The following is a 26,577-nucleotide window of genomic DNA, read 5'->3' as shown; positions in this document are numbered from 1 at the left end:
CACATCGCCATGATGCTGCCCGTCATCCGCGCGCTACGCGCCGCGAAGCCCGGCATCCACATCGACCTGCTCGCGCTGACGACAGCGCGTTCGGCCGCCGAGGCCGTCGGCGAGAAGCCGCTCGGGTTCTTGGACCTAGTGCACCTAGCCGACACGGGTTTCGCGCAGGAGTGGGGCGGTCGGCTCGCCCAAGGCAATGTACATCCGGCGGTGGACCCCTTCGAGACTGCGGCGTACATCGGTGTCAACTACTGGGATCTCACGCAGCAGCACGGGGCCGACGGTGCCCGCGCGCTCTACGCGCGCGAGGGCCGCTACAGTTTCTACCCGATCCATTTCTTCCGGCGCATCATCCGCGAGCTCGCCCCCGACGTTGTAGTTGCGACGAACTCGCCGCGCAGTGAGCAGGCGGCGCTCGATGCCGCGATGGAAGCGGGTATTCCGACAGTGTCGATGATCGACCTCTTCGCGATGGCGGGCGACGCGTACCTCCTGCGCCCGCGCCACGCGGACCGCGTGACAGCCATGTTGCCACAGGTGCGCGACAACCTCGTCGCGGCCGGCATGGACGCCTCGCGCATCGTGGTGACGGGCAACCCGGGGTTCGACAGCCTTTTCGACCCGGCGCAGCGCCGCGCCGCGCATGAACTGCGGCGCTCGCTGGGGTGGGAAGGTCTCAAAATTTTCCTTTGGGCCGGCATCATCGAACGCCTGCCGAGCGAGGGCGGTGCGGTCGCCCCGGGCACCGCGTTCGGAGAGGCGGCAGAAGCCGTGTTGCGCCGCTGGGTCGCGCGTCGCGAGGACGTCGCTGCCATCGTGCGCTACCACCCTAACGAGGCGCACCATTTCGCGGCGCAGCCGCCCCAGAAACGCGTGTACCTTTCCCGCCCGCTGAGCGACCCGCTGCATCCGCAGATCCTCGCCGCCCACACGGTGCTCGTCACCGGCTCCACGGTGGGCGTTGAGGCGGCCAGCGCGGGCGCCGCGGTGCTCTCGCTGGAATCGTCCGGCTCCAACGGCGTGATGAGCTACGAGAAGCTGGGCATCAGCCGCGGCGTGCCGAACCTCGCGACGCTCGAGGCCTGCCTTGACGAGGCGGCCGATTCGGCGCCGGGCGCCCCTTCCGCGCGGATGCAGCCGGGGCCCGCCAGCCCGCGGATTGCGCAGGAAATCATCGCGCTCGCCGGGGGCTGAGCGCGGCGTCCCTTCGGGCGGCCGCGCACTTCAGGCGAGGATGTCCCAGGAGACGGCGGTGCCTTTCTTCAGATATCCGCGCGCCTTGTGCTGCAGGACCACGCCCAAGTACTTCGAGGGTAGGCCAAGGCCCGGCCGGATGGCGCGCACATTACGTTCGGTGAAGGCCTCGCCGGCTGCGATGTCTTCCACGACGTAGAGCGAGCGTCGGTAGCGCAGCGACTTCAGTTCCGCTTCCGTGGGACCGTACTGCACGCCGCCCAGACTGCGCCACGCGCGTTCCGTTTCGTCGACGAGCGAGCGGAACTCGTGCGGCTCCAGCGAGAACGTGGAATCCACGCCGCCGTCGGCGCGTGCGAGCGTGAAGTGCTTCTCGACCACGGTGGCGCCGAGCGCGACACTGGCCACGGCGGCGCCCACGCCCATCGTGTGGTCCGACAGGCCGACCTCGCAGCCGAAGAGATCGCGCATGTGCGGGATGGTGCGCACATGAGTGTTGTCCGGCGTGGCGGGATAGGTGCTCGTACACTTGAGCAGCACGATGTGCTTCGCGCCGGCGCCGCGCGCGGCCCGCACGGTTTCATCGAGCTCGGCGGCCGTGGCCATGCCAGTGGAGATGATGAGCGGCTTGCAGGTGGCTGCAACCTTTCGCACCAGCGGCAGGTCCGTGTTTTCGAAGGACGAGATCTTGTAGCAGGGGACGTCTAGGCTCTCGAGGAAGTCGACCGCGGTGGCGTCGAACGGTGTGGAGAAACCGGCCATGCCGTGGTATCGGCAGCGCTCGAAGATGGCCTCGTGCCATTCCCAGGGCGTGTGGGCTTCCTGGTACAGTTCATAGAGCGTGCGGCCCGTCCAGAGGTTCGCGGGATCGGAAACGAAGAACTCGCCGGTGGACAGCGGCAGCGTCATCGTGTCGGCGGTGTAGGTCTGGATCTTCAGGCCATGCGCGCCGCTCGCTGCAGCGGCATCGACGATTGCAAGCGCGCGGTCCAGCGAATGATTGTGGTTGCCAGACATCTCTGCAATCATGAAGGGCGCGTGGCCGGCGCCGACCTTGCGCCCGGCGATCTCGAAAGCTTGCATGCTCATGGGGCCTCCTTCGGTGTCGCGGCGAGCGGGTATGCGTCCTTTTCCTTATAGAGGAAGGACATCGCGACGCGCTCGGACGGGTCGGTCGCAAAATGCTGGCCCGCGTGCGAGAAGCTTCGCTTGGCGAACAGGTGGTAGCCCGCCGAGCCTGTGAAGAGGGTGGAGTAGTCCTGCTTGTAGGAGAACAGGCCTGGCCGGTGGTGGTATTCCCGCCGGTGGGGCAGATGCGTGTCGAAATCGAGGATCACAAGGAAGCCGCCCAGCCTCAGGACGCGGTCGGCTTCGGCGACGGCGGACAGCAGCTCGGTACGGCCGACCAAGTAGAGGCAGAAGCCGAAGTACACGACATCGAAGCTCGCGTTTGCCCAGGGGAGCTTGTCGGCGGTGCCGGTGCGCAGGTCGACTCGGCCCGAGGCGCCAAAGCGCTCGCGGCCGTGCCCGATGGCCTTGCCAGAGGGATCGAGGCCCGCGGCCCGCGCGTCGAAGAAGCGGGCGAGCCAGTCGGTCTTGTGGCCGTCGCCGCAGCCGATCTCGAGAATATCGTTGATCGATTCGCGAAAGGGCGCCAGCTCGGAGACGAGGAGGTCGCATTCGAAATGATTCTCGCGCGCCTCGTAGGCGCCACGGTTGCGCTCGAACCAGGCGTCGCCTTCCTTGTCGAGGAAGACGCTGGTCTGCGGTACGGCGGAAGTCATGCAGTTACACCCGTAGGAGGTTCAGCAGGAAGTAGACGACGGGATCGTAGCGGTTCGGCACGCGCTCGTAGTCCAGAAAAAGAGCGGCGTCGGCGATGTTCCACGAAACGTGGCCGAGTAGCATCATGATCATCAGCGTGCGGGGCGCGCGGATGCGCAGGAACGGGCCCTCGACGGCATTCTCACGCGGCATGGCAGCCACTTCGGCACTTCCGAGCGGGAGCAGAAAGACCTGTGCCATCTCCGGGGAGTCGAGCACGAGCATCCACTCAGGATGAACGTGATTGGCTTCCTGATAGCCCCAGAGGCGGCCGCGCGCCTGGCGCACGAGGCGCTCAAGCGGCACGCCCGAGGCGAACTCGAACTTCTCGTGGTCGTAGCGGTGGTTCGCGTTGATGCCGTCCAGCCAAGCCTGGCGCTCCTCGTCGCTGTAGTCGCGGTAGGGCGCTTCGGGGCTGTGGCGGCCGGTCTCCAGGTCGAAGCGCTGGCCGGAGTTGACAAGCAGCAGACGGTCGGCGAGCCCGGCGCGGGCCATGGGCGCGCGCATGGCCGCTGGTGTCGCCGGGTGAGCCACGTATTCATTGAGCGCGGCACGCGAGCCGGCTATCGCGTACTGGTCGGCAAAAGGTATCACGCGTTTCGGGTCAAGGGCCTTCACCGTGTCGATGAAGGCACCGCTGCGCATCTCGCGGATGCGGTCGCGCTCGGCGCACTTTTCTTCATCGGTGAGGTTGATGTAGCACGATGGGTAGCCCGAGCCGCCGGAGTATGGGAGCATGGCGAGGTCGGGCCGGCCGTAGGTGGAACGCACGTACTCGATCATCGCCGGGTGGGGTTGGCAGTCGTTGGCGTTGAAGATCACGTGGCCGTCCCAGCGCAGCACGAGTGCGGAGTCGATCGCGCTGGCCATCGCGTCGGAAGGGTCGGGCTCGACCATATCGGCTACGAGACCGGGCCGCAGCAACACTGGCGAGCGCGGCGGGATGATACGGATGTCCTTGAAGCCCAGTTTGTTGCGGACGAGGAAATCGACGACGAAGTTGGGCTTGCGGCCCATCACCAGCACGGTCGCGTTGCGGTCCAATTTTTCCAGCGTGCCGAGCGAGCAGTGGTCCTCGTGGATGTGCGAGATGTAGATGTAATCGAGCCGGCCGACATCCTCGACGTGCGCGCCGAGCGGCGGGAAATGCACCCATGAGCCGTGGAAGATGCCGTCGTCCAGCCACGGGTCCATCAGCATCCGCACGCCGCGGTGCTCAAGGATGGCCGTCGCGCCGCCGAAGTTGAAGAGTTCCATGCGCGCCGCGTCCCCTGGTTGTTCCGGATTACTGCGCCACCGCGAAGGCGACCACCTGGCGGCCAAGGTTCAGCCCCGCCAGCGCGCGGTAGTAGTCGCGCATTTCCTTCGTCTTGCCCTGGGCCCGCAGGATCGCTTCGAACGCCACACGCTTGAGGTGGCAGGCTCGGCCCAGCTCGGCGTCGCCCACGTAGCGGTCGCCCATTAGGAGGAACATCTCCAGCGGGAAGGAAGCCTCAAGCACGCGCACGGAGAAGCCGTTGCCTTCCAGCAGCGCGGTGAGCGTGGTGCCGCTAAAGTAGTTGAGGTGGGCTGGCGGCGCGACCCACCATTCGGGCAGGCCGTGCACCACCTGGCCGGCGGTCTGGAATGTGTTGAATTCGTTGGGCACGTCGATGACGAGCACGCCTCCCGGGCGGATGACCTTCTCGCGGATCTCGCACACGACGGCTTCGGGATCGGCTAGGTGTTCCAGCACGTTGAGCAGGGTGACGGCATCGAAGCGCTCGCCGAAGACATCCATGCGGTCCATGCCGGCCTGCTTCACCATGAGGCCGGTCTTCGCGCCGTGCGCGATGGCTTCCGGCGCGGGGTCGAAGCCGTGGCCCACGACGCCGCGCGACTGCCAGCGCGCGAGCGCCTGGCACCAGCCGCAGCCCACGTCCAGCAGCTTCAGGCCTACGGAAGGCTGGCCGGAGAGCTCCACGATGGTCTCAAGTAGGTCGTCATAGTGGCCTTCGTAGAAGTCGCGGTCGCGGTCGATCGCCTGCAGGCCGGAGTCGTTCAGGCCCTGGTAGCTAGCCGCGTAGAACTCCTGTGCGTAATAGCGCGAGATTTCCTCGGGCGAAGGCGTCGGGTCGATCTGCAGAAAACCGTGGCGGGGATTTTTTTTCAGCGGGTGGTTCATGGGTCAAGGCTCGCGTTGTCTGGCTCGGCAATGTACCGCGCAAGGCCCTGCCAGCCGATGTTGGCGACGACGTCGAGTACGGAAAGGTGGCTCACGAAGCCGGAGACGCCCTCCTGCGGATAAGCGGGGGCGGGGAACTCGTCGAATTCTAGTTTGATCGCGTCCTGGTCTCGGAAACCGTCGGCTTCGAGGTATTCGCGTGCACCGGGCGGGGAAATGTAGGTGGTGGCGCCCAGATGTGCGCAGAGGTCCAGCACGCGCCGGGTGCGCGCTCCACCTACGCCCAGTTCGCTGGCGCGCAGGCGCTCGGTGGCCAGGCCCAGCGCCTTGCAGCAATGCTCGATGAGCGCGATGTTCAGAAGGGCGAGCGAGGTGATGCCGGTGCTGTCCGCGGCCCGGCGCATGAGCTCAAGCGCCTCTCCCGCGTGCGGGTGCCTGCGGTATGCATTTGTGACGAGGGCGAGATGCTTGCGTCGCCAGTGCGCGGCGTCGTCCACCTGCACCGCCAGCAACGACTCGCCCAGCCGCTGGCGGCGCACGGGCACGGTGAGCCATTGCTGTTGCCCGTCCAGCAGGACGCGGTTGCGCTGGTGCCAGGTGCCGCGCTCGTACTGCGCGTCGTCTAGGTACACGAAGCGGCCGGCGCGAGCGATGAGCCGCAGGTAGCCCGCCCACGGCATGTAGGTGGGCTGCATGATCGCAACGTTCATGGACTCCGCCAGTCCGCGCGCAGGAGTGCCCATCGATCCTGGTTGAGGAAGCGGTCGCCATCTCGGATGGATTCACGCTCAGTTCCCTCGTAGCGGAAACCCAAGCTTTCGTAGAGGTGGCGTGCGCGCGGGTTGTCCTGTCGCGTGTGAAGCCAGACGCGGTTCATCGCCAGAGTTCCGAATGCTTTCACCAAACCCAGCGCCACGGCCTGTCGTCCAATGCCACGACCCTGCAAGTAGGTCTCGCCGATGTATATCTGCAAGTAAGCGCTCGCGTGGCGCGGATTAATGTCGAGCAGAAAATTGCCACAGTGGATCGAGTCCGCCTCTATAGCCCAGGCGGCTAGGCTCGTGTGCTGGCGACGCCATTGACGATGACTTTCCAACGTGACACTGCCAGTGATGCCGAAGCTCGCACGGATAGCCGGATCGTTCAGCCAGCGCACGGTTGCGCCATCGTTTGCGTCAGACCATGGAACGAAACAAACGCCGGTGACTATGCCACTCATCGCGCACGCTCCACCAGCCAGTCAACCAGTCGGTCCGCGCCTAGGCCATCCACCGCCTCCACCAGTCGTTCTCGCTGGGCGTACAGCGCGGCGGGGCTACTCAGCCAGCGCGCGAGTGCTTCGCGCGTACCTTTGCCGAAATCACTAGCTTCTCCTAGATCCAGTAGCCAACCCGCGTGCGCCAGGCGTTCAATCACCGGGCGCTGGGTAGGCGCCGTACTCACGCATGCCGTCGGTAAACCCATACAAAAGCGTTCCCAAAGTGTGCCACCGGGGGCTCCCACGGCGCAGTTGCAAACTGCCATGGTGGCTGCCACTTCTCGCGTAGCCACAACCAGTTCCAGGCGTCCGTTGGAAGTGGTGGCGAGTTCCCGGAGCGCAGCCGCTTGCGGGCCCTCGTGGCCAAGAACCGCCATGATGCGCACTCCTTCGAACCATTCCAACAGGCCTCGGGCTAAGGGAACGGTGGCATTGGCATAGTCCGTTCCACCCAGTGCGAGATGGATGCGTGGGCTAAAGTCCGGTGTCTCTTTGTGCGGAGCGCGTCGCCTCGCTTCGGCGAATTCCTTTCGCAGTAGGCACCAGCTTGGGCCGAGGAGTAGTTTTGCGGCTGGCGCGAGCTTGCGATATGCCTGCATGTCTGCACAAGGGGATGGGTCTAGCACCGCATCAGCAGCGAGCGGTCTGTTAGCAAGGTCGTCGATGACAAGAAGGCGCGGGGCCGAGGGGCGGACTACTTTATGCCAGCATGCGTCCAGGCCGTAGTGGTCAACGACGAGCCAGTCAGCCGGGCCTTCGAGCACCCTTATTGTTTCGACGGCGTCTTCGCTGGCCGCCAGGTCTTCACGGATAAGGCTGACTCGGTGACCGGCCGTCTCTATGTCTGCTACCCAGGGGGCTAACGCGTGCGTGCCGACGAAATGGCATTGCGTGTCGCGCGCGTGAAGACGCGATGCCAAGGCTAGGCAACGGCTGAGGTGCCCTTGCCCGGCAACCGGGGACGCGTCGACGCGAAACGCGATCCGTCGCATCATCGGATCTTGAAAAGTGGCTCGAGCGGGTTGCAGCGAAGCAAACCGGCCATGCGCCCTTCAAGCGCGCCAGCACGCATGATGGGAAAGACCTCGTCGTAAACTACCAAAAGGCGCGCTATGTCCTCTCGAGTGTGCGCGAACGTGAGGTTGTGCGTCCCATAGGCGAGGATGCCCCGCTGGAACATTTCCTGCATGAACAGTGTCTTGCTGTGGAAGGAAGAACAGCCGGGAACGTCTTTGAGGACAAGGAAAGACCAACTGGGGTGCCCCGTCGAAGTCATTAGCTCTTGCATGCCGTGCTTGTCAATTAGACCCTGTACTCCAATCATCAGCTCGGTGCCTAGCTTTGCGAGGTGCCCTGTCACGTCTTGGCTCGCGACTTTGTCGAGCGTAGCCCCCGAAGCTGCAAGCGAGAGGGTCTCGCCGCCGAAGGTGAACGAGAAGAATACCTCTTCCATCAATTTCATCACGTCGGCACGGCCGGCAACAGCGGCGAGGGGGTAGCCGTTGGCGAGGCCCTTGCCGAAGCAGGCGAGGTCGGGCGTGATGCCTAGCATTTCTTGCGCGCCTCCGGGGGCGTAGCGGAAACCGGTGATCGTCTCGTCAAACACCAGCAGCGCGCCGTGCTTGCGGCACAGCGCTTGCACCTCCTCCAGAAAACCAAACTTCGGCTCGCTGATATTCATCGGTTCCATCACCACGGCGGCAATTGCTCCCGGATGGGCCATGAAGACGGCTTCTAGGGAAGATGCATCGTTGTATGTCCAACTGTGAGTGAGTCCTCGCACGGCCTGCGGCACACCAAGATTGCGCGTGGTAGAGCCGATGTACCAGTCTTGCCAGCCGTGATAGCCGCACACCGCGATGTGCTCGCGACCCGTGAAGGCGCGGGCAACTCGCACCGCGCCGGCAGTAGCATCGGAGCCATTCTTGCCGAAACGCACCTTCTCGGCGCAGGGAACCATGTGCACGATGCGCTCGGCGACCTCGATCTCGATTTCCGTGCTGAGCGTGAAGATCGTGCCCTTGCGCAACTGGACCTCGACGGCCGCGGTGACATCAGGGTCGCAGTAACCCAAGGTGACGGAGGCTAGTGCGTTGATGTAGTCGGTGTACTCATTGCCGTCTACATCCCATATGCGGCTTCCCTTGCCGTGGCTGATGAAATAGGGCGATACGCCGTATGGGTACTGCGTTCGGCTTTTACTGAAGGTCTGCGCGCCGAGTGGGATAACCTTTTCCGCGCGAGCGAGCATTTCCTGCGATTTATTGAAGAGCTTCATTTAGTGTCCTATAGGTCCGCCGCGCAGTCACCTCGCAGGGATTTGTGATAGCCCTCGTTGCGCAGGATCCCACCGTTGAGCGTGGCTAGCCTCGGCTCATTGTCCAGCAATTGCAGGACATCATCCATCGAAAAACACGGATTGAATGGATAGAGGCGCTCGAACACCTGAGAAACGAAAACAAAATCACGAGGCTCATCGACTGTCCAGCGCAGGGCCGACAGGTCGACAGCGTTGCGTACCTCGCCCAAGTGGAAGCGCTTCGGCCGGCTGTAGACGAAAGCGGTAACATGCTCGCGTTCGCTCGGCAGGCGGGCCTCGGCCTCTGCGACGGCCAGCACAGAGTAGCGTAAACACTCCGCATCCAAGCCATCCGGGAAAGTCGGGTTCAGCGCACTCGAGACGTAATCGAACCCGCCCTCGACTGCTGTGCGAACTACGCGATCGATCAGTGCGGGGTCTGTTAAAGGACAGTCGCCGGTTAGCCGGACGATCCATTCGGGCGAGAACGACCGCGCAGCACCAGAGAAGCGGTTTAGCACGTCGTCCAGGCTGCCGCGGTGCACCGCCACGCCGAGTGTCCGGCAGAGTTCTTCGATAGCGTCGTCACTGCTGTCAGTGCTTGTGGCCACCACGAGGCGGGAAACAGCTTTACAGCGCCCAATGCGCTCAATCTGGTGTGCGAGCAGCGGCTTGCCGCATGTGCGCAGGAGCACCTTTCCGGGTAATCGACTGGAGCTCATACGTGCCTGCAGGATTGCGAGGACATGTGTGTTGCTCATGGCTTGCCCCAGCGGCGCGGGTCCAACCAGCAAGGATTTTGGTCGGCCCATTCGCTCCAGTCAAGAACGGGTGCTACGACTAACGCCTGTGCGATCTGCCGCAACTCCAACGCGCTGGTTACGCCGATGACGGCCACGCCCAGCGAGGGGTTGGAACGGAAGAAACTGATGCACGCCTGCACGGGGGTCAAGCCGTAGCTGGCGGCCCAGGCATGCATCCGGCGAACCCATTTGCCGCGACCGGGGAAGCGGTCTTCTGCGAATTCCGGCGCTGCGAGGAGTAGGCCTTGAAGGAAGAGGGACCGCGCATGCACTTCGACGCCCATGTGGCGCATTGCTTCCGCCGCGGGGCCGCGAACAAGTCGCTGGTCTGCGATGCTAGCGGGCAACTGTACTATGTCGAAAGGGCGCTCCCGTCCACCATAGCGCGAGAAGAGCGAATCAACCTGCGCTTCGTCGTAAACTGAAACTCCAACGCGCGTGACCGCGCCTTCTTCACGCAGCGAAAGCAGCCAGTCGTGAAGGCGTTCCCCACCAGGCACAAGCAGGTCGTCGGCATGGTGGACGAGAAGCCCATGGGGCTGACTAGACGATATGCCAAGCCGCGACCGCGAAAGTGCCCACGCGGTTTGAAAAGGTGCAAGGTCGGCTTCGCCGAAAATTTCCTTGCGGGCGGCAGGAGTCTTGGTGATGATTTCCCAAGGCATTCCCGCCTGATCACGCAGCAGGGCGCCGAGGCGTTCCTCGCTGTCGCCATAGCCGCCGGCAGTGTCCACGATCGTCCAGCCATGCGCGGCTGCTTCCCTTAGTACCTCGTACGCGGCGGCATCGCGCAGCCGGCCGCCAGCGTTGGTGATCCCGTAATCAAGCCCGATTTGTGCTGTTCCCAGCGCCACGCGCTGGGCCTTGGTGGAGGTCATTGCTGCGCTACCGCCGCCAGGACGGTCTCGATTACTGTGTCCAATTGCTCCTGTGTTATCGCTGCGTACATCGGCAGCGAGATAGCCTCACGGTAGTAAGCCTCGGCGCGAGGGAAGTCGCCCCAACGGAAGCCGAGCGCTTGGTAATAAGGCTGTGTGTGGATGGGGATGTAGTGAACATTGACGCCAACGCCCGCCGCGCGCAAGCGTGCGAACACGGCATCACGTCCTCCGGCGAGAGAGACCGGAACGCGGACGGGGTAAAGATGCAATGCCGAGCGGCACTCTACGTCCGGTGGAGGCAGGCCGAGCCCGCTTGCTGCGAGGGCTGTATCGTAGGCGTGGCGGACTTCATGGCGGCGGTCTACGAAGCTGGCGATGCGGCGCAACTGGCTGCGGCCCAATGCGGCTTGCAGGTCGGTGATGCGATAGTTGAAGCCTAGGCCGATCTGCTGATAGTACCAAGGACCGTCAGGTGGATGCGTCATCTCCGCAGGATCGCGTGTGATGCCATGCGTGCGGAAGATGTGCATACGCCGCGCCAGTTCTGCGTTGTGCGTCACCGCTATGCCTCCTTCGCCGCTGGTGATGATCTTGACCGGGTGGAAGCTGAAGACTGTAATGTCGGCCAGCCCATGCCCACCCACCGGCTTGCCCTCGAGCATGCCGCCGATAGCGTGCGAAGCGTCCTCGACGATTGCGAAGCCATACTCGTCGGCTAGCTTCCGAATCTCGCGCATGCGACAAGACCGGCCAGCGAAGTCGACGGGAATAACGACTTTCGGGAGCCTTCCCGCCATTTGAGCGCCCGCGAGTCGCGCCGCGAGGGCAGCGGGGTCCATATTGAGATCAACTCCGATGTCAACGAAGTCTACATTGGCCCCGCAGTAGCGGGCACAGTTCGCCGAGGCGGTAAAGCTGTTCGGGCTGGTCCAGACTACGTCGCCTGGCCCGACGCCGAGCGATGCGCAAGCCATGTGCAGTGCGGAGGTGGCGCTGTTGACAGCGATGGCGTGGGGAGCGCTGCAGAACGCGGCGATTTCACGCTCGAAACCTTCGATTTCGGGGCCCTGTGTCAGGTAGTCCGAACGGAGCACGCGCACCACCGCTTCAATGTCCTCGCAGCTGATGTCCTGGCGGCCATAGGGGATCATGCTCACAGCCCTACGCAGCTTTCCATCGCCTGCGCGTTGAAGGCGCGGATTTCGGGGATGGATAGAAAATGCGTGTTGTTGCCGGAGTGGTACTCGAAACCCTGTGCGACCGGCACTCCCGTTGCTCCGTCGGCGTCAGTGACGTAGTCGAGCGTCTCGCCATAGAACTTAATTGTGGGGCGTATGACGTAGTGGCTCGCGAACTCCAATGTTAGATGCGAATCATCGGCAGGGCACATGATCTCGTGGAGCTTCTCGCCAGGGCGAATGCCGATTTCGCGCTGCACGATACCGGGAGCCATGGCATCCGCGAGATCAACCATGCGAATTGAAGGAATTTTGGGTACAAAAATCTCACCGCCCTGCATTCGGACGAATTTGTCAAGCACAAAATCGACGCCCTGCTGTAGGCTGATCCAAAAACGGGTCATTCGGCGGTCAGTGATGGGTAGGCTGTCCGCACCTTCAGCCAGAAGTTTCTGAAAAAATGGTACGACGGAGCCTCGTGAGCCGACTACGTTCCCGTAGCGAACCACCGCGAAGCTTGAGCGCCCGCTGCCCACCAGATTGTTAGCCGCTACGAAGAGCTTGTCCGAAACGAGCTTAGTGGCTCCGTACAGGTTGATTGGATTTGCTGCCTTGTCGGTGGATAGGGCGATGACCTTCTCGACGTTGTTCGAGATGGCCGCACGAATGACGTTCTCAGCGCCATGAATGTTTGTCTTGATGCACTCCATCGGGTTGTACTCGGCGGCAGGTACCTGCTTGAGAGCCGCTGCATGGATCACGTAGTCGATACCCTTCATTGCCTGCGCAAGGCGATCATAGTCACGTACGTCGCCAATAAAATAGCGCATGCACTCATCAGTAAAGTGCTGTGCCATCTCGTACTGCTTCAATTCGTCGCGAGAAAACACAACGATGCGCGCTGGCTTGCTGGTCTGCAACAAAGTCTTGACATATTGCTTACCGAAGGATCCGGTACCTCCTGTGATCAGGATAGATTTTCCGCTAAACATACTTTGAAAAAGGCCTATTTCGAATTCATCTGGAACTGGACGCAGTTTGCCAGACAATAGCTTACGTCATTCGGTCGATAGAGCTTGACGCCCGCCTCTAGATTTCTCATTTCTTGATATCCCCTGTGCAGTCGAAGCAATCACGTTTTACCCGGTTTCTCGGCAGTCAGAGCTCAGTGCAGATAGGCGCTGACGCCGCTGTCGTGATGGCTGCTTGTTGGATCGCATTTCTGCTGCGCTACAACTTCGACATTCCGTCGGAAGTGCTTCCTCTTGTCTGGCGTACATCGGCAATTGCTGCAGTGTGTTTTTTTTGTGGTTTAGCGTTGCGCCGTGTATACCGGCAGGTATGGCGGTTCACCGGATTGCCAGAACTGCGTCAGCTTGGTGCAGGCGTGCTGTTAGGTGCTCTTTTCATGGTTGCCGCAATTGTGATGCTACGCTACTCTGCAGTGCCTCGTTCAGTGCTTGTTATGCACCCTGTATTTGCATTGACATTGCTCGGAGCCCTGCGCGCAGGATGGCGCACACTGGCTGAGCGTCAGCGCACTTTGGCGTTACAGGGCACTCCACTCCTCATCGTGGGTTCATTGCAAGAGTCTTCAAACGCATTGCGTACCCTGGGTGTTCTTGGTCATTGGGTTCCGGTTGGCATACTGTCGCCGGTGGCGGCTGAAATGGGGCGTTCAATACAGAACGTGACAGTGCTTGGGGCGCCTGAGAACATTGCCCGTGTAGCTAGTGCTGCTGGGGTAAGCACGGCGCTCATGGCATGCCCTCCTGGTTCGCAGTCTAGGCGGGATGCGTTGCTTCACTCTAATGGCGTCGGCCTTACCCTGCTGGCACTGCCCCGTCCTGACGAGTGGATGCGCCCGTCAGCTGGGCCGCGTCGCATAGACCTGGAGGACCTGCTTGGTCGGGATGCGGTAGCGCTTGATGTGGAGGGCTTGGCAAATCTGTTGTCTGGTCGAACCGTGCTAGTTACCGGAGCTGGTGGCTCCATCGGTTCAGAATTGTGCCGCCAAATTGCCAGGTTCGGCGTCGCACGTCTCATTTGTGTTGATATTTCAGAGTTCTCTGTGTACCGCTTGGAACAAGAGTTGCGCGACGCGCACCCGCAGATGCAGGGCGTTTACTACACAGCCAACGTGCGAGAGATTGACCGTCTGCACGCCATCGCGCGGCTTCATCGGCCAACGGTGGTGTTTCATGCGGCTGCTTATAAGCATGTTCCTCTCATGGAGTCAGGCAACGAGATCGAAGCGTTGCATACCAACGTCTTGGGAACGCTGAACGCTGCTCGAGTCGCGGGCTTGGTTGGAGCCTCGCGTTTTGTGCTGATATCTACTGACAAGGCAGTCAATCCTACAAATGTCATGGGTGCAAGCAAGAGGCTCGCCGAGCAGGTGATGCAGGCGTTGGCTTTGGAATACCGTGGTACGCGCTTTGTTGCGGTGCGATTCGGGAATGTTTTGGGCTCTAGTGGTTCGGTGGTTCCTCTGTTTACTGAGCAAATTGCAAGCGGCGGCCCGCTCACAGTGACTCATCCGGACATCGTTCGCTATTTCATGACGATTCCTGAGGCTGCGCAACTGGTTCTGCAGGCTGGTCTGATGGGGCAGTCAGAGCAAATATTTGTATTGGAAATGGGAGAACCCGTCAAAATTTTGGAATTGGCAAAGATCATGATCCGTTTGTCTGGTAAGACCGAGCATGAAATACCTATCGTTTTCACCGGCTTGCGACCTGGTGAGAAGTTATACGAGGAACTCCTCGCCAATGGTGAGACGACTGAACCTACGTCGCACGCGAAGCTGCATGTAGCCAAGATCGATGTCTCAGGCAGCATTGACCCAGAGGCACTGCGTCAGAGCATCGCTGCACTTGGGGTCGAACCGTCGGCGTCTGCGCTTCGGACATGGTTACAGGCCCACGTTCCGGAATACATGCCACGCTAAGGATTCTCTGCACGAATGCCCAAGCGATGTGATTGCGTGGAGTGCTGAAGCCCAGACTATACGAGCATGAAGCAAAGCAGCCTGGGCCTGAGCAACACAGTCAAGCGCACCCGCAAGCGCGAGTTCCTGGACGCCATGGAACTGGTGGTGCCCTGGACTGAACTGGTCTCGCTCATAGAGCCGTACGCGCCCGAAGCTGGACGGCGGGGTCCGCAGCCCTTTGCAGTGCAGACCCTGCTGCGCATCCACTTCATGCAGCAATGGTTCAAGCTGAGCCACCCGGCGATGGAAGAAGCGCTTCACGACGTGCCAGCCTTTCGGGACTTTGCGGGCCTGTCGCACTGGGACGAGTACATCCCTGCGAGTCGAGCATCCTGCGGTTTAGACACCTTCTGGAACGCCACAAGCTGGCCGATCAGATCCTGGCCACCGTCAATGCCCTGCTGCAAGCCAGAGGGTTGCAACTCAAAGCGGGCACGGTGGTGGATGCCACGCTGATTGCTGCGCCCACTTCCACCAAGAACCAAAGCAGCGAGCGCGACCCCGAGATGCACCAAAGCAAGAAGGGCAACCAGTGGTACTTCGGTATGAACGCCCACATTGGCGTGGATGCGGACTCGGGCCTGGTGCACACGGTGCGAGGCACCAGCGGCAACTTGGGTGACGTGATCGAAGCCAACAGCCTATTGCAACGGCATGAGGCAGACGCATTTGGAGATGCGGGCTACCAAGGCGTGCACAAACGGCCTGATGCCAAGCCAACCGTGCGCTGGCACGTAGCCATGCGTCCAGGATCGCGCCGGGAGTTGGACAAGGACACGCCCCTTGACGTGCTGCTCGACCATCTGGAGCGCACCAAGGCCAGCATGCCGGCCAAGGTGGAGCACCCGTTCCGCGTGCTCAAGCAACAGTTTGGGTATGTGAAAGTGCGCTACCGGGGGCTCAAGAAGAACACCACACAGATCGTCACGCTGTTTGCGCTCTCTAACCTGTAGATGGCAAGGCACAAGCTGCTCGCCTGCATGGGACAGGTGCGCGTGCTGGGCGCGTAATGCCCCAAGACCGGGGACAAATGGCCCCTCGCATAGTGCGAGAAGGAGACGCCAAGCGCACCATTCGATAAAAGCGGGCCAGTTTTTAGCTCAGACACCGTAGTGGCACGGGCGAAAGAGATTCGTGCAGAGGTTCCCTAACCTGCAGTGATTTCTATGCCTACTGTGCAATCCCTGTCTTCGCCAGCACATCGCCGACCAGCTCCAGCCGAACCAGCGGGTTGTCCAGCTCCATCAATCGCTGCTTGAGCTCCAGGGGCACCGGCAGCAGTTCGCACCAGCGGTTGGCCACCCAGCCGCAATCGTCGAGTTGCACTGCCGTGGGGACGATGGACGTGGGCGCGTCGGGGTCGCGCTGCTGCAGGGTGTGCAGCACCTGGGCCAGGGCGGTCGAGGCTTTGTGCAAATCGGGCGGAATGGACACAGCCATGTCCTGGTCGAGGTGGTCGACATCGGCGATCCACAGGCCGTGCGGCAACAGGCTGCGCTGCGTGATACGAAACCGCTGGCTGCCGCGGCACACCAGCGTGATCAGCCCCGGCTGCGGGGTGTCGATCTGCTCGATGACGGCCAGCGTGCCGACGTCGCTGAACTGCTCGTCGGGTGCGCCGGCCTGCCGCACTTCCCGTCCCTGGGTGAGCGCCACCACGCCGAAGGGTGCGCGCGCCTGTTGGCATTTGCGGACCATGTCGAGGTAGCGCACCTCGAACACGCGCAAGGCCAGCACGCCGCCCGGAAAGAGCACGGAGCCGAGCGGAAAAAGGGGCAGGGAGGACAGTGTGAGAGGCTGGGTCATGAATCGGAGATGACGAAGTGCAGCATGTTCATGTCGGTTTCAAAAACGCCCGAGGTCGGCGCAGACCGTTCCGGGCCCTTGGGCCCGCGGGCCTTCGCGGATGCCTGGCAGCGTAAGCGCTGGCACCCTGGCAAGGGCAGGCACTGGGCTTGCGCCCGGGAACAGGCCTGAATACCTTCGCATTGCGCGTCGCCTGGGTGCCCGGCCCCTGGTGCCAAGTCCGGGCCGTTCGTGCCGCCTGGGCCGGTACGGGGACAGCCCTGGCTGACCGGGACGCAGCGCCGGACGATCCTTGAAACTGATGGGGGAACACCCTACGTCGCTATCATCCCATGACACGGCGTTCTTTCGGCGCCGCCCACCCGTTTTTGTCTCATCCATGCTCTACCAGATCGCCTCTTTTCTGCTCGACGTCGTCGGTGGCCTGCTCACGGGGGCGTGCCTCTTGCGGCTGTACATGCAATGGCAGCGCATTCCGTTTGCCAACCCGGTGGGAGGGCTGATCTTTGCCCTCACTGACTGGCTCATCCTGCCGCTGCGCAAGGTGATCCCGCCGGTGGGGCGCCTGGATGTGTCGAGCCTGGTGGCCGCGGTGCTGCTGCAGCTCACGCAATATTTCCTGCTCGCACTGCTGCTGGGCGCCGTCGGGGCTGCGTCTGCGTGGGCCTGGCTGCCGTGGCTCGCGCTGTTCGGGCTGGCCCGTGTGGCGGTGTCGGGGCTGATCGGCCTGCTGATCGTCTACGCGGTGATGTCGTGGGTGCAGGCGCGCTCGCCGCTGTCGGATGTCATCGCCCGGCTGTGCGAGCCGGTGCTGCGGCCGTTTCGCCGCATCATCCCCCTGGTGGGCGGCATCGATCTGTCGCCGCTGGCCGTGCTGGTGCTGCTGCAGGTGGTGATGATCGTACTGGGCCATCTGCAGGCCAGCGTCATGCGGTGACCATTCGCTGGACAAAAAATACCCATAAAAAAGGCCTCTACCGCTTGTCCAGTGAGGCCTTTTTGCTATTAAAAATATAGTGATCTTGCTGGTGCTGCGAATCGACGGCGCAGCCGTGCATCACGCCGTCGCCGGCATCATCACATCAGCATCACATGACAGCGTCGGCCGGCAGTCGCTGCAGCATGGCCAGGCTGCTCGCCACGGTGTTGCGCAGTTCGCGGCGGTCGCAGATGAAATCGACGGCGCCCTTGGTCTGCAGGAATTCGGCGCGCTGGAAGCCCTCGGGCAGGGTCACGCGCACGGTGGATTCGATCACGCGGGGGCCGGCAAAGCCGATCAGCGCCTTGGGCTCGGCGATCACGATGTCGCCCACGAAGGCGAAGCCGGCGCTCACGCCGCCCATGGTCGGGTCGGTCAGCACGCTGATGTAGGGCAGGCCCTTCTTGGCCAGGCGGGTGAGGGCTGCATTGGTCTTGGCCATCTGCATCAGCGACAGCAGGCCTTCCTGCATGCGGGCACCGCCGGTGGCGGTAAAGCAGATGAAGGGCACCTTCTGCTCGATGGCAGTTTCCACGCCGCGCACGAAGCGCTCGCCGACCACGGAGCCCATGGAGCCGCCCATGAAGTCGAACTCGAAGCAGGCGACCACCACGTTGATGCTCTTGACCGCGCCACCGATGACGATGAGGGCATCGGTCTCGCCGGTGTTCTCCAGGGCTTCTTTCAGGCGCTCGGGGTACTTGCGGCTGTCCTTGAACTTGAGGGCGTCCACGGGCAGCACTTCCTGGCCGATCTCGTAGCGGCCTTCGGCGTCCAGGAACGAGTTCAGCCGCGGGCGGGCGCCGATGCGGTGGTGGTGGCTGCAGTGGGGGCAGACGTTCTGGTTTTGTTCCAGGTCGGACTTGTAGAGCACCGTCTCGCAGCTCGGGCACTTGATCCAGAGGCCCTCGGGCACCTGGCGGCGCTCGGTGGGGTCGGTTTGCTGGATCTTGGAGGGCAGAAGTTTTTCGAGCCAGGACATGGTTTTCCTCTGTGTGAATGGGCCAGTGGCGGCACGGCCTTGAAACTGGCGCGGCCTAAAGGCCAGGGCTCCCGCGCAAGGGCCGCCCCGCCGCGCTGGGAGCGTCCCCCTTCGCGCGCAAAGCGCGAGAGAAGGGGGAAGCGGCAAAGCCGCTCAGGGGGATGCTCTTTATTTTACGCGTCTAGCGCCTTGCGGATGCCGCGCAGGAAGTCGATGGTCAGGGGCACCACCTTGGCGTGCTCCTGGTCTTCGATCAGCTGGATGATGCGGCTGCCGATGACCACCGCGTCCGCCACCTTGCCGATGGCCTGGGCCGTGGCTGCGTCGCGGATGCCGAAACCCACGCCGACAGGGATGTGCACATGCTCGCGGATGCGGGGCAGCATCTGCTCCACGGCCGCGGTATCAAGCGCACCGGAGCCCGTGACGCCCTTGAGCGACACGTAGTACACATAGCCGCTGGCCACGCGCGCCACCTGGGCCATGCGCTCGTCCGTGCTGGTGGGGGCCAGCAGGAAGATCAGGTCCATGCCGTGGGCACGCAGGTCGGCCGCGAAGGCTTCGCATTCCTCGGGCGGGTAGTCGACGATGAGCACGCCATCGACACCGGCCTCGGCGGCATCGCGCACGAAGGCGCTCTCTCCGCCCGCCTGGCTGTGCACCTGGTCGTAGCGTTCCACCGGGTTGGCGTAGCCCATCAGCACCACGGGCGTGGTGGTGTTGCGCTTGCGAAACTCCCGCACGTGGTCGAGCACCTGCACCATGCCCACACCCAGGCCCAGCGCCTTTTCGCCGGCCTTCTGGATCACGGGGCCGTCGGCCATGGGGTCGGAGAAGGGCACGCCCAGCTCGATCACATCGGCACCAGCCTCCACCATGCCGTGCATGAGGGCGGGCGTGATGTCGGCAAACGGGAAGCCTGCAGTGACGTACGGGATCAGCGCCTTGCGGCCCTGGGCTTTCAGCTGTTCGAAAGTGGTGTCTATGCGGCTCATGGCTTGGAGTCTCCGGGGCCGCCCTTGACGGTCAGGCCGCGCATGGAGGGGCGGTCGTAGAAATCTTCACCCGACAGGTCGGCCACGGTGCCGATGTCCTTGTCGCCCCGGCCCGAGAGGTTGACCAGGATGGCCTGGTCGGGCCGCATGGTGGGCGCGAGCTTGAGGGCGTAGGCGAAGGCATGGCTCGATTCCAGCGCCGGGATGATGCCTTCGGTGCGGCACAGGTGGTGGAAGGCGGACAGCGCTTCCTGGTCGGTGATGCCCACGTACTCGGCGCGCCCGATCTCCTGCAACCAGGCGTGCTCCGGGCCCACACCGGGGTAGTCCAGGCCTGCGCTGATGCTGTGGGTCTCGGTGATCTGGCCGTTGGCATCCTGCAGGATGAAGGTGCGGTTGCCGTGCAGCACGCCCGAGCTGCCGCGCTGCAGCGATGCCGAGTGCTTGCCGCTGTCCAGGCCCTCGCCCGCCGCCTCCACGCCGATCAGGCGTGTCTTGTCGAACGGGATGTAGGGGTGGAAGATGCCCATGGCGTTGCTGCCGCCGCCCACGCAGGCGATCACGGCGTCGGGCTGCTCGGCGGCGATCTTCTGCTCGGCCAGCATGGCGGGCATCTGCTCGATGGATTCCTTGCCGATCACGCTCTGGAAGTCGCGCACCATCATCGGGTAAGGGTGCGGGCCTGCCACGGTGCCGATGATGTAGAACGTGTTGTCCACGTTGGCCACCCAGTCGCGCATGGCTTCGTTCAGGGCGTCCTTGAGCGTCTTGCTGCCGGACTCGACCGGCACCACGGTGGCGCCCAGCAGCTTCATGCGAAACACGTTGGGGCTTTGGCGCTTGACGTCTTCGCTGCCCATGTAGACCACGCATTCGAGGCCGTAGCGCGCGCAGATGGTGGCCGTGGCCACGCCGTGCTGGCCCGCGCCAGTCTCGGCGATCACGCGGGGCTTGCCCATGCGGCGTGCCAGCATGGCCTGCCCGATCACATTGTTGATCTTGTGGGCGCCGGTGTGGTTGAGGTCTTCGCGCTTGAGGTAGATCTGCGCGCCGCCCAGCTCGCGGCTGGTGCGGGCGGCGTGGTACACCGGCGAGGGGCGGCCCACGAAGTGCTTGAGCTCGTACGCGAATTCGGCAAGGAACTCGGGGTCGTTCTGGTAGCGGGCGTAGGCCTCGCGCAGTTCCTTGATGGCGTGGGTCAGCGTTTCGCTGACGAAGCTGCCGCCGTAGGAGCCGAAATGGCCTGAAGCATCAGGTTGCTGATAGGAATTCATGAGGGTTCTTTGCAAGTTGGGCATCGGCCGCGCGCACGGCGGCGATGAACCGTTGGATCTTTCCGGCGTCCTTGATGCCCCTCAGGGGCTTGCCATCGGGGCTGTTAGGGTCCGTGGCCTCGACGCCGGAGCTGACATCAACCGCCAGCGTGTGGCAACGCGGGCGTACTTGCAAAATGCCATCGGTCACGTTTGCAGGCGTGAGTCCACCAGACAAAACGAGGTGAGAGCTGACGCTTGGTGGAAGGAGTGACCAATTGAATGCCTTGCCGCTGCCGCCGTACCCGTCGACATGGGCGTCGAGCAGGATGGCTTGGGCGTGAGAGTAATCGTGGGCGTATTTTACGAGGTCGAAGCGTGCCGCTCCGTCACCCAGGGGAATCCGCGCTGCCCGCAGGTAGGGGCGCGCGCCCTGGCCGGTGGCCGCCAGGCAGTCCTCAGGTGTCTCGTCGCCATGAAACTGGATGGTAGCGCCCGCTATCAGGGCGCTGGCAGCTATCACATTGGTAGCAGTCTCGTTGACGAACAGCAGCACCGGCGTCACAAAGGGCGGCAGGCGCCGCGCCAACTGGGCCGCACGCTCCGGAGTGACCGCGCGCGGACTGGGGGCATACAGCACGAAACCGATCGCGTCGGCCCCGGCAGCCACCGCGGCATCCACATCCTGCTCGCGCGTCAGGCCGCAGATCTTGATGCGGGTGCGGGCGGCGGGCTGCGCCGGCTCTGGGTGGGCTTGCGGCGAGAGGGGCGAGGGCGGTGTCGTCATGGCAGCCAATCATACGCAGCCGTGCGCTGGGGCAGGCCCCACTCGGCGTCGTAGCGCGGGCCCTGGAAGTACAGCCCATCCGGCGAAAACGTCGGGGCGGCGGCGTCGCGCGAGCGCGCTGCCAGCACCTGTCCGATCCAGTCCGCAGGCTGGTTGCCTTGGCCAATGGCGACCAGGCAGCCCATGATGTTGCGGATCATGTGGTGCAAAAACGCGTTGGCTTCGAACTCGAAGCGCCAGTAGCAGGAGCTCCAGCCCAGCTCCGGGTGGGGCTCGCCCAACCCGCGGCGCGAGATGTCGATGCGCCGCAGCGTCTTGACGGGCGACTTGGCCTGGCAGGCCGACGCGCGGAACGAAGTGAAGTCGTGTTCGCCCAGCAACTGGTCTGCCGCCTGCCGCATGGCGTCGTGATTGAGCGGGTGATAGACCCAGCCCACGCGCCCCGCGTCCACGCTGGGGCGCACCGGCGACTGCAGCAGCACATAGGCGTACCGCCTGGCCACGGCGCTGCCGCGGGCGTGAAACCGGTCGGGCACCGGCTGCGCCCACTGCACCGCAATGTCGGGCGGAAGAAAGGTATTGGTGCCGCGCACCCACGACGATGCTGTGCGGTCGAGCTCGGTGTCGAAGTGCACGACCTGCATCAGCCCGTGCACGCCGGCGTCGGTGCGGCCTGCGCACAGCGTGCTCACCGGGTGCGTGGCAAAGCGGCCCAGGGCCGCTTCGAGTTTGTCCTGGATGGTGTTGCCAGACAGCTGGCTTTGCCAGCCGCTGTAAGCCTGGCCGTTGTAGCTGACGCCCAGCGCCACCCGCGTCATGGGGCGGCCTGGGTGTGGGGGAAGCGCGCCGTGATGGAACCCGGCCGCATCAGCCCAGTTCAGCCAGCATGCGCTGGGCGCGGGTCTTGAGGGCGCCGCTGGATTCGGCCACCACTTCTTCGATCAGCGTGCGGGCGCCGTCGGTGTCGCCGATGGCGTTGAACTCTTCGGCCAACGCCAGCTTGGTGGCCAGCGGGTCGTCCTGGGCGCTGGCGAAATCGTCCAGCGAGGCTGGAGCGGGCACAACGGCCTTGGGCGCCGGAGCGGCCATGGGTGTGGAGGGCGCGTTCAGGTCCAGCGACAGATCGCCAAGGTCAAACTCCATGGGGCCCGAGTCCTGTGCCTGGGCCGACAGCGGGATGGGGCCGGAAGGCGCCATCGACAGGTCGTCCACGCTCGGGAAGTCCAGGTTGGCGCTGGGAGGCGCTGCCGTCATGGGGCTGGGTGCCGTGTCGGGGGAGTTCCATGCCGGCGCAGTGGCGGAGGGCAGGTCTGGCATGTCCAGACCCGAGCGCAGCGTCGAAGGCTCTTCGGCGGCAGGCGCCGCACGGCCAGCAGATGCTGCCGCAGCCGCTGCGGCGAAGCCGCCGGGCGCTGCAGGTGCTGCCGACGGTGCATCGGTCAACGCATCGTCGGGCAAGTCCAGGTCAAGGTCCAAGTCCAGGTCCGGAGGCAGCGCGGCAGTGGCTGCCGCGGCGGTGCCGCCCGTGAACGTGCTGGGGAAGCCGCCAGGCGGCAGCGAAGGCGACTCGTCTTCGGCGAGGCCTGGGCGGCCACCGGGCTGGTACAGGCGGTTGTCAGGGTCCAGGTCCCGGCCCAGTTCGGCAATGCGGGCCCAGTCGGGACCCTCGCCCTGCGTGAGCTTGAACACGTCGCCGGCCACGGCTTCCAGGGCCTTGCGGTCCTGGCGCTTGGCGTAGATTTCGCCCAGCTTCACGTGCACCGACACGCGGGCCGGGTTGTGGCGGATGGCTTCCTTGAGGATTTCCTCGGCCTGCAGGTCACGGCCATAGGCCAGGTACACATCGGCTTCGGCCACAGGGTCCACATCGCCGCCGGCATCGAGCTGGCTGGGCGAGTAGGCCATGGACGAGCCCGTGGTCATCTCGCTGTTGGCGGTATCGACACGCTGGCCGCCGCTGGCGCCGAAGAACGAATCGGGCTGGATGCGGCTTTCGAGGAAGGAGCTGTCCACGCCGTTGTTCTGGCGGCGGCGCTGCACCACGCGGTAGGCGCCGTAGCCCAGCAGCACTGCCAGCAGGCCCCCGAAGGCCCAAGGCAGGATCGGATCGTCCATGATGCCGGAGAGGAAGCTGGCCTCTTCAGCGGGCGCTGGCGCGGGGACGGGAAGCGGGGTACGAACCGGGGCGGGGGCCGACGCCGGTGCCGATGCGGGCTCGGACGCGGCCTCTGCAGGCGTGGCGGCATCGCTGGCCGTGGCGGCGGGATCGACCGGGGCCGACGCAGGCGCTTCTGGCGCGGCGGGTGCCGTGGGCGTGGCGGGTATGGCCGGGGTCTGCACTGCCACGGCCGCGGGCGCGCTGGCTGCCGTGGCAGCCGGTGCCGCCGCGGGCGTGGCGGAGCTGCCAGCCGGGGCCGAGGCGGCGCCCAGTTTGTTCAAGTCCGTGATGTTCTTGGACAGCTCGGCCATCCGCGTGGCGGCTTCGCTGGCCTGCTTGTCCTTGGCGACCTGGTCTTCTGCAGCCTTCTGGCCCTTGACGGAGCCCTTGGACAGCGTGAGCTTGTCGGGAGCGGCCGTGGCAGGCTTCCTGTCTTCGACCCGCGTCTGCACGGAGCCCGATGCCGAGCGTTCGGCGGCGGCAACGGCGGTGGAGGGCGCAGCGCCCGCCAGCTTGCGGCGGAAGTCGTTGAAGTCGCGGGCCTGTGCGGCCAGGATCTGGCGCGCCTCGGGGGCGGGCGTGGCCTGTGCGGCACTTTCGCTCGGCATCTGCAGAACGGCGCCGGCCTTGAGGCGATTGACGTTGCCCTGGATGAAGGCATCCGGATTGGCGCGCATCATCGCAACCAGCATCTGGTCGAGCGACACACCTTGGGGGCGGTATGCGTTGGCAAGGCGGCTGGCGGTGTCGCCGGACTGCACGGTGACACCGTCCGCCGGGGTGGCGCGGGGTGCGGGCGCTGGACGCGGGGCGGGCGGAGCCGCTGCCGTGGCAGGCTCGCTCGCACGGGGCGTCACGGGCGCACGCACGGCGGGTGCAGGCTGGGCTGCCGGGGCCGAAATCTGGGGCGATGCCGTCACGGTGGGCGCGGGGCGGCGCAGTGCTGGCGGGTCGAACAGCATGGTGTAGCTGCGCACGATGCGGCCCGAGCCCCAGTTGGCGTCCAGCACCAGGTCCAGGAAAGGCTCGTTCACCGGGCGGTCGCTGGACAGGCGCAGGACGGCGGTGCCGTCGGGGCGGCGCTGCAGCTGGATCTGCAGGTTGTTCATGGCCTGCGTGTATTCCATGCCCTGGGCGCGGAACACATCGGGAGACGCCGTGGCGGCGCGCAGCGTTTCGGCTTCTGCCGGGGTGATCTGGGGCAGGTCGATTTCGGCGCGCAGAGGCTCGCCCAGGGCAGACTGCACGGTGATGCGCCCTAGCGCCAGAGCGGATGCATCAGTGGCATAAAAGCCGGCCGACGCCACGGCCGCGGCCGCCAGGACTGAGAATTTCCAACGATGCATGTTTGCCAACAACTGATGAGGATTTTTTGCGGCTCGGACGAGCGGTGCTTTTTTTGTCATGGTCAGGTCCCGCCCCGGCGCGTGAAAATATGTAAAAAGCACCATAGCATCAATGTTTTGCACTGACAAGCTGAGGTGGCGCCGAAGCTTTGGCAGCGCTGTTTGCGCACCAAATTGGGGCGTCTAAATGTTGCCAATTGCCAACGTGGCGTAACCGAGTGTTTCGACCTGTCAGCCACGAAAAAGCGCGCACAACCGGGGGCTGTGCGCGCTTTGGCGGGAGGTCAATCAGGCGTCGAGCAGGATGCGCAGCATGCGGCGCAGCGGCTCCGCGGCACCCCACAGCAACTGGTCGCCGATGGTGAAGGCGCCTACGTATTCAGGGCCCATGGCCAGCTTGCGGATACGGCCCACGGGAATGGTCATGGTGCCGGTCACCGCCACGGGGGTCAGGTCCTTGATGGTGGCTTCACGGGTGTTGGGCACCACCTTGGCCCACGCGTTGTCCGCAGCGATCATGGCTTCGATGTCGGCCAGGGGCACGTCCTTCTTGAGCTTGAAGGTCAGTGCCTGACTGTGGCAGCGCATCGCGCCCACGCGCACGCAGAACCCATCGACCGGCACCGCAGCGGATTGGAAGCCTTCGCCCTGGCCCAGGATCTTGTTGGTCTCGGCCATGCCCTTCCATTCTTCCTTGGACATGCCCCAGGCGGGATCGTCCTGGCTCTTGCCCAGGCCCAGGTCCTTGTCGATCCAGGGGATCAGGCTGCCGCCCAGGGGCACGCCGAAGTTGGCGGTTTCAGCGCCGGTCAGGGCGCGTTGCTTGGCGATGACCTTGCGGTCGATCTCCAGGATGGCGCTCTTGGGGTCGTCCAGCAGCGAACGCACTTCGGCGTTCAGCGTGCCGTACTGCGTGAGCAACTCGCGCATGTGCTGGGCACCGCCGCCGGACGCGGCCTGGTAGGTCTGGGTGCTCATCCACTCGACGAGGCCGGCCTTGTACAGCGCGCCCACGCCCATCAGCATGCAGCTCACGGTGCAGTTGCCGCCGATCCAGTCCTTGCCGCCGTGGGCCAGGGCATTCTTGATGACCGGCATGTTGACCGGGTCGAGCACGATGACCGCGTTCTTCTCCATGCGCAAGGAGGATGCGGCGTCGATCCAGTGGCCGTTCCAGCCGGCCGCGCGCAGCTTGGGGTAGACCTCGTTGGTGTAGTCGCCGCCCTGGGCGGTGATGATGATCTCGCAGCGCTTCAGGGCCTCGATGTTGAACGCGTCCTGCAGGGCCGTCTCGTTCTTGGCGTGGGCAGGGGCCTTGCCGCCTGCGTTCGAGGTGGAGAAGAACATCGGCTCGATCAGATCGAAGTCCTTCTCTTGTTCCATGCGGTCCATCAGGACCGAGCCGACCATGCCACGCCAGCCGACCAACCCTACCAACTTGCTCATTTCAACGCCCCTTTTCAGTGTAAGAAACAGTGCCCGACCGGGACTGACCTTTGCCCCGGCTCGTCTGGGCCAGGGAGGGCGCACGACGATACCGGAGCTGGGTCAGCCCTTAATGGTCGTGGTTTTGGTGGTGATTGCGCGCACAGCCACGCCTGCCAGGGCGGCAGTAGCGGTGTTCAGGTCGAACGGGCGGGCGGCAAACATGGGCGAGATTGTAGCGGATCGCCCTGGA

At 64.1% G+C, this 26,577-nt stretch carries 24 protein-coding genes; 4 read left to right on the top strand and 20 right to left on the bottom strand.

The window, feature by feature from the left end; genetic code table 11:
• Positions 1-9: 9 nt before the first annotated feature.
• Entirely contained in the window at positions 10-1,194 is a 1,185-nt protein-coding gene (locus ACIGHN_RS00575; protein ID WP_396502846.1) for a UDP-glycosyltransferase, read from the top strand.
• Between the two features lie 30 nt (positions 1,195-1,224).
• Here ACIGHN_RS00575 and pseI read toward each other — a convergent pair whose 3' ends face one another.
• The 12 genes from pseI to pseB are packed head-to-tail and all read right to left on the bottom strand — an operon-like array spanning position 1,225 to position 12,593.
• On the bottom strand, positions 1,225-2,277 hold the full coding sequence (gene pseI / locus ACIGHN_RS00570) for a pseudaminic acid synthase (RefSeq protein ID WP_396503074.1): 1,053 nt from the start codon (positions 2,275-2,277) through the stop codon (positions 1,225-1,227).
• Positions 2,278-2,279: 2 nt separating this feature from the next.
• Positions 2,280-2,978, bottom strand: coding sequence for a class I SAM-dependent methyltransferase (locus ACIGHN_RS00565; protein ID WP_396502845.1), 699 nt, complete (start codon positions 2,976-2,978; stop codon positions 2,280-2,282).
• Between the two features lie 4 nt (positions 2,979-2,982).
• Positions 2,983-4,275, bottom strand: coding sequence for an MBL fold metallo-hydrolase (locus ACIGHN_RS00560; RefSeq protein ID WP_396502844.1), 1,293 nt, complete (start codon positions 4,273-4,275; stop codon positions 2,983-2,985).
• A 28-nt stretch (positions 4,276-4,303) separates the two neighbouring features.
• Entirely contained in the window at positions 4,304-5,182 is an 879-nt protein-coding gene (locus tag ACIGHN_RS00555; RefSeq protein WP_396502843.1) for a class I SAM-dependent methyltransferase, read from the bottom strand.
• On the bottom strand, positions 5,179-5,892 hold the full coding sequence (locus ACIGHN_RS00550) for a WbqC family protein (protein WP_396502842.1): 714 nt from the start codon (positions 5,890-5,892) through the stop codon (positions 5,179-5,181). Before ACIGHN_RS00550 ends, ACIGHN_RS00555 begins: the two co-directional genes overlap by 4 nt.
• Positions 5,889-6,401 (bottom strand): GNAT family N-acetyltransferase, encoded by a 513-nt coding sequence (locus ACIGHN_RS00545; protein ID WP_396502841.1) that lies wholly within the window; start codon positions 6,399-6,401, stop codon positions 5,889-5,891. The genes ACIGHN_RS00550 and ACIGHN_RS00545 overlap by 4 nt, the downstream gene beginning before the upstream one ends.
• Positions 6,398-7,432: a UDP-2,4-diacetamido-2,4,6-trideoxy-beta-L-altropyranose hydrolase gene (pseG, locus tag ACIGHN_RS00540; RefSeq protein WP_396502840.1), complete on the bottom strand. Its 1,035-nt coding sequence runs from the start codon at positions 7,430-7,432 to the stop codon at positions 6,398-6,400. Before pseG ends, ACIGHN_RS00545 begins: the two co-directional genes overlap by 4 nt.
• Positions 7,432-8,718: an aminotransferase class III-fold pyridoxal phosphate-dependent enzyme gene (locus ACIGHN_RS00535; RefSeq protein ID WP_396502839.1), complete on the bottom strand. Its 1,287-nt coding sequence runs from the start codon at positions 8,716-8,718 to the stop codon at positions 7,432-7,434. The genes pseG and ACIGHN_RS00535 overlap by 1 nt, the downstream gene beginning before the upstream one ends.
• An 8-nt stretch (positions 8,719-8,726) precedes the next feature.
• Positions 8,727-9,500, bottom strand: a complete 774-nt coding sequence (locus tag ACIGHN_RS00530; RefSeq protein WP_396502838.1) for a cytidylyltransferase domain-containing protein — start codon at positions 9,498-9,500, stop codon at positions 8,727-8,729.
• Complete coding sequence (locus ACIGHN_RS00525) at positions 9,497-10,420, bottom strand: aldo/keto reductase (protein ID WP_396502837.1); 924 nt, start codon at positions 10,418-10,420, stop codon at positions 9,497-9,499. The genes ACIGHN_RS00530 and ACIGHN_RS00525 overlap by 4 nt, the downstream gene beginning before the upstream one ends.
• A complete protein-coding gene (gene pseC, locus ACIGHN_RS00520; RefSeq protein ID WP_396503073.1) occupies positions 10,417-11,574 on the bottom strand; it encodes a UDP-4-amino-4,6-dideoxy-N-acetyl-beta-L-altrosamine transaminase in 1,158 nt (385 codons plus the stop codon). The genes ACIGHN_RS00525 and pseC overlap by 4 nt, the downstream gene beginning before the upstream one ends.
• A gap of 2 nt (positions 11,575-11,576) precedes the next feature.
• Positions 11,577-12,593 (bottom strand): UDP-N-acetylglucosamine 4,6-dehydratase (inverting), encoded by a 1,017-nt coding sequence (gene pseB / locus ACIGHN_RS00515; protein ID WP_396503072.1) that lies wholly within the window; start codon positions 12,591-12,593, stop codon positions 11,577-11,579.
• Positions 12,594-12,706: 113 nt separating this feature from the next.
• On the opposite strand from pseB, the gene ACIGHN_RS00510 reads away from it, so the two are divergent.
• Positions 12,707-14,551 carry a polysaccharide biosynthesis protein gene (locus tag ACIGHN_RS00510; protein WP_396502836.1) on the top strand — a complete coding sequence of 615 codons (1,845 nt, stop codon included), beginning with the start codon at positions 12,707-12,709 and terminating at the stop codon, positions 14,549-14,551.
• A gap of 66 nt (positions 14,552-14,617) precedes the next feature.
• Positions 14,618-15,546 (top strand): IS5 family transposase gene (locus ACIGHN_RS00505; protein ID WP_396502835.1). Its coding sequence is split into 2 segments (ribosomal slippage): positions 14,618-14,912 and positions 14,912-15,546, totalling 930 coding nucleotides; the frame shifts between segments, so codons are not numbered across the junction.
• Positions 15,547-15,763: 217 nt separating this feature from the next.
• Here the strand turns inward: ACIGHN_RS00505 and ACIGHN_RS00500 are convergent.
• Positions 15,764-16,399: an LON peptidase substrate-binding domain-containing protein gene (locus ACIGHN_RS00500; RefSeq protein ID WP_396502834.1), complete on the bottom strand. Its 636-nt coding sequence runs from the start codon at positions 16,397-16,399 to the stop codon at positions 15,764-15,766.
• Positions 16,400-16,778: 379 nt separating this feature from the next.
• Between ACIGHN_RS00500 and ACIGHN_RS00495 the strand changes: the two genes are divergently transcribed.
• The gene (locus ACIGHN_RS00495) at positions 16,779-17,336 is read left to right on the top strand and encodes a YggT family protein (RefSeq protein ID WP_396502833.1); all 558 of its coding nucleotides are present in this window, start codon (positions 16,779-16,781) and stop codon (positions 17,334-17,336) included.
• A 151-nt stretch (positions 17,337-17,487) separates the two neighbouring features.
• Here the strand turns inward: ACIGHN_RS00495 and accD are convergent, their stop codons facing one another.
• The 7 genes from accD to asd form a co-directional block, all read right to left on the bottom strand.
• Entirely contained in the window at positions 17,488-18,360 is an 873-nt protein-coding gene (gene accD, locus ACIGHN_RS00490; protein ID WP_056162197.1) for an acetyl-CoA carboxylase, carboxyltransferase subunit beta, read from the bottom strand.
• A 173-nt stretch (positions 18,361-18,533) separates the two neighbouring features.
• Positions 18,534-19,355 carry a tryptophan synthase subunit alpha gene (gene trpA / locus ACIGHN_RS00485; protein WP_056420905.1) on the bottom strand — a complete coding sequence of 274 codons (822 nt, stop codon included), beginning with the start codon at positions 19,353-19,355 and terminating at the stop codon, positions 18,534-18,536.
• The gene (trpB, locus tag ACIGHN_RS00480) at positions 19,352-20,629 is read right to left on the bottom strand and encodes a tryptophan synthase subunit beta (RefSeq protein WP_056420906.1); all 1,278 of its coding nucleotides are present in this window, start codon (positions 20,627-20,629) and stop codon (positions 19,352-19,354) included. Before trpB ends, trpA begins: the two co-directional genes overlap by 4 nt.
• Entirely contained in the window at positions 20,607-21,395 is a 789-nt protein-coding gene (locus tag ACIGHN_RS00475; protein WP_396502832.1) for a phosphoribosylanthranilate isomerase, read from the bottom strand. The genes trpB and ACIGHN_RS00475 overlap by 23 nt, the downstream gene beginning before the upstream one ends.
• The gene (gene truA, locus ACIGHN_RS00470) at positions 21,392-22,213 is read right to left on the bottom strand and encodes a tRNA pseudouridine(38-40) synthase TruA (RefSeq protein ID WP_396502831.1); all 822 of its coding nucleotides are present in this window, start codon (positions 22,211-22,213) and stop codon (positions 21,392-21,394) included. Before truA ends, ACIGHN_RS00475 begins: the two co-directional genes overlap by 4 nt.
• A gap of 49 nt (positions 22,214-22,262) precedes the next feature.
• Positions 22,263-24,899 carry a FimV/HubP family polar landmark protein gene (locus ACIGHN_RS00465; protein ID WP_396502830.1) on the bottom strand — a complete coding sequence of 879 codons (2,637 nt, stop codon included), beginning with the start codon at positions 24,897-24,899 and terminating at the stop codon, positions 22,263-22,265.
• Between the two features lie 288 nt (positions 24,900-25,187).
• The gene (asd, locus tag ACIGHN_RS00460; protein ID WP_396502829.1) at positions 25,188-26,345 is read right to left on the bottom strand and encodes an aspartate-semialdehyde dehydrogenase; all 1,158 of its coding nucleotides are present in this window, start codon (positions 26,343-26,345) and stop codon (positions 25,188-25,190) included.
• Positions 26,346-26,577 lie beyond the last annotated feature (232 nt).

Source organism: Acidovorax sp. NPDC077693, from assembly GCF_044542805.1.
GTDB lineage: Bacteria > Pseudomonadota > Gammaproteobacteria > Burkholderiales > Burkholderiaceae_C > Acidovorax.
Note: the sequence above shows the minus strand (reverse complement) of the source record. Positions and strands in the feature narration are given on the sequence as shown.

Bases quoted from the DNA above. Each gene is read 5' to 3' on its own strand.
- ACIGHN_RS00575 (WP_396502846.1), top strand. From the start codon at position 10: ATGATGCTGCCCGTCATCCGCGCGCTACGCGCCGCGAAGCCCGGCATC.
- pseG (WP_396502840.1), bottom strand. From the start codon at position 7,432: ATGCGACGGATCGCGTTTCGCGTCGACGCGTCCCCGGTTGCCGGGCAA.
- ACIGHN_RS00465 (WP_396502830.1), bottom strand. From the start codon at position 24,899: ATGCATCGTTGGAAATTCTCAGTCCTGGCGGCCGCGGCCGTGGCGTCG.
- ACIGHN_RS00530 (WP_396502838.1), bottom strand. From the start codon at position 9,500: ATGAGCAACACACATGTCCTCGCAATCCTGCAGGCACGTATGAGCTCC.
- trpA (WP_056420905.1), bottom strand. From the start codon at position 19,355: ATGAGCCGCATAGACACCACTTTCGAACAGCTGAAAGCCCAGGGCCGC.
- ACIGHN_RS00535 (WP_396502839.1), bottom strand. From the start codon at position 8,718: ATGAAGCTCTTCAATAAATCGCAGGAAATGCTCGCTCGCGCGGAAAAG.
- accD (WP_056162197.1), bottom strand. From the start codon at position 18,360: ATGTCCTGGCTCGAAAAACTTCTGCCCTCCAAGATCCAGCAAACCGAC.
- asd (WP_396502829.1), bottom strand. From the start codon at position 26,345: ATGAGCAAGTTGGTAGGGTTGGTCGGCTGGCGTGGCATGGTCGGCTCG.
- ACIGHN_RS00555 (WP_396502843.1), bottom strand. From the start codon at position 5,182: ATGAACCACCCGCTGAAAAAAAATCCCCGCCACGGTTTTCTGCAGATC.
- ACIGHN_RS00500 (WP_396502834.1), bottom strand. From the start codon at position 16,399: ATGACCCAGCCTCTCACACTGTCCTCCCTGCCCCTTTTTCCGCTCGGC.
- ACIGHN_RS00565 (WP_396502845.1), bottom strand. From the start codon at position 2,978: ATGACTTCCGCCGTACCGCAGACCAGCGTCTTCCTCGACAAGGAAGGC.
- ACIGHN_RS00495 (WP_396502833.1), top strand. From the start codon at position 16,779: ATGCTCTACCAGATCGCCTCTTTTCTGCTCGACGTCGTCGGTGGCCTG.
- truA (WP_396502831.1), bottom strand. From the start codon at position 22,213: ATGACGCGGGTGGCGCTGGGCGTCAGCTACAACGGCCAGGCTTACAGC.
- ACIGHN_RS00550 (WP_396502842.1), bottom strand. From the start codon at position 5,892: ATGAACGTTGCGATCATGCAGCCCACCTACATGCCGTGGGCGGGCTAC.
- ACIGHN_RS00525 (WP_396502837.1), bottom strand. From the start codon at position 10,420: ATGACCTCCACCAAGGCCCAGCGCGTGGCGCTGGGAACAGCACAAATC.
- ACIGHN_RS00560 (WP_396502844.1), bottom strand. From the start codon at position 4,275: ATGGAACTCTTCAACTTCGGCGGCGCGACGGCCATCCTTGAGCACCGC.
- pseB (WP_396503072.1), bottom strand. From the start codon at position 12,593: ATGTTTAGCGGAAAATCTATCCTGATCACAGGAGGTACCGGATCCTTC.
- ACIGHN_RS00545 (WP_396502841.1), bottom strand. From the start codon at position 6,401: ATGAGTGGCATAGTCACCGGCGTTTGTTTCGTTCCATGGTCTGACGCA.
- pseI (WP_396503074.1), bottom strand. From the start codon at position 2,277: ATGCAAGCTTTCGAGATCGCCGGGCGCAAGGTCGGCGCCGGCCACGCG.
- pseC (WP_396503073.1), bottom strand. From the start codon at position 11,574: ATGATCCCCTATGGCCGCCAGGACATCAGCTGCGAGGACATTGAAGCG.
- ACIGHN_RS00475 (WP_396502832.1), bottom strand. From the start codon at position 21,395: ATGACGACACCGCCCTCGCCCCTCTCGCCGCAAGCCCACCCAGAGCCG.
- trpB (WP_056420906.1), bottom strand. From the start codon at position 20,629: ATGAATTCCTATCAGCAACCTGATGCTTCAGGCCATTTCGGCTCCTAC.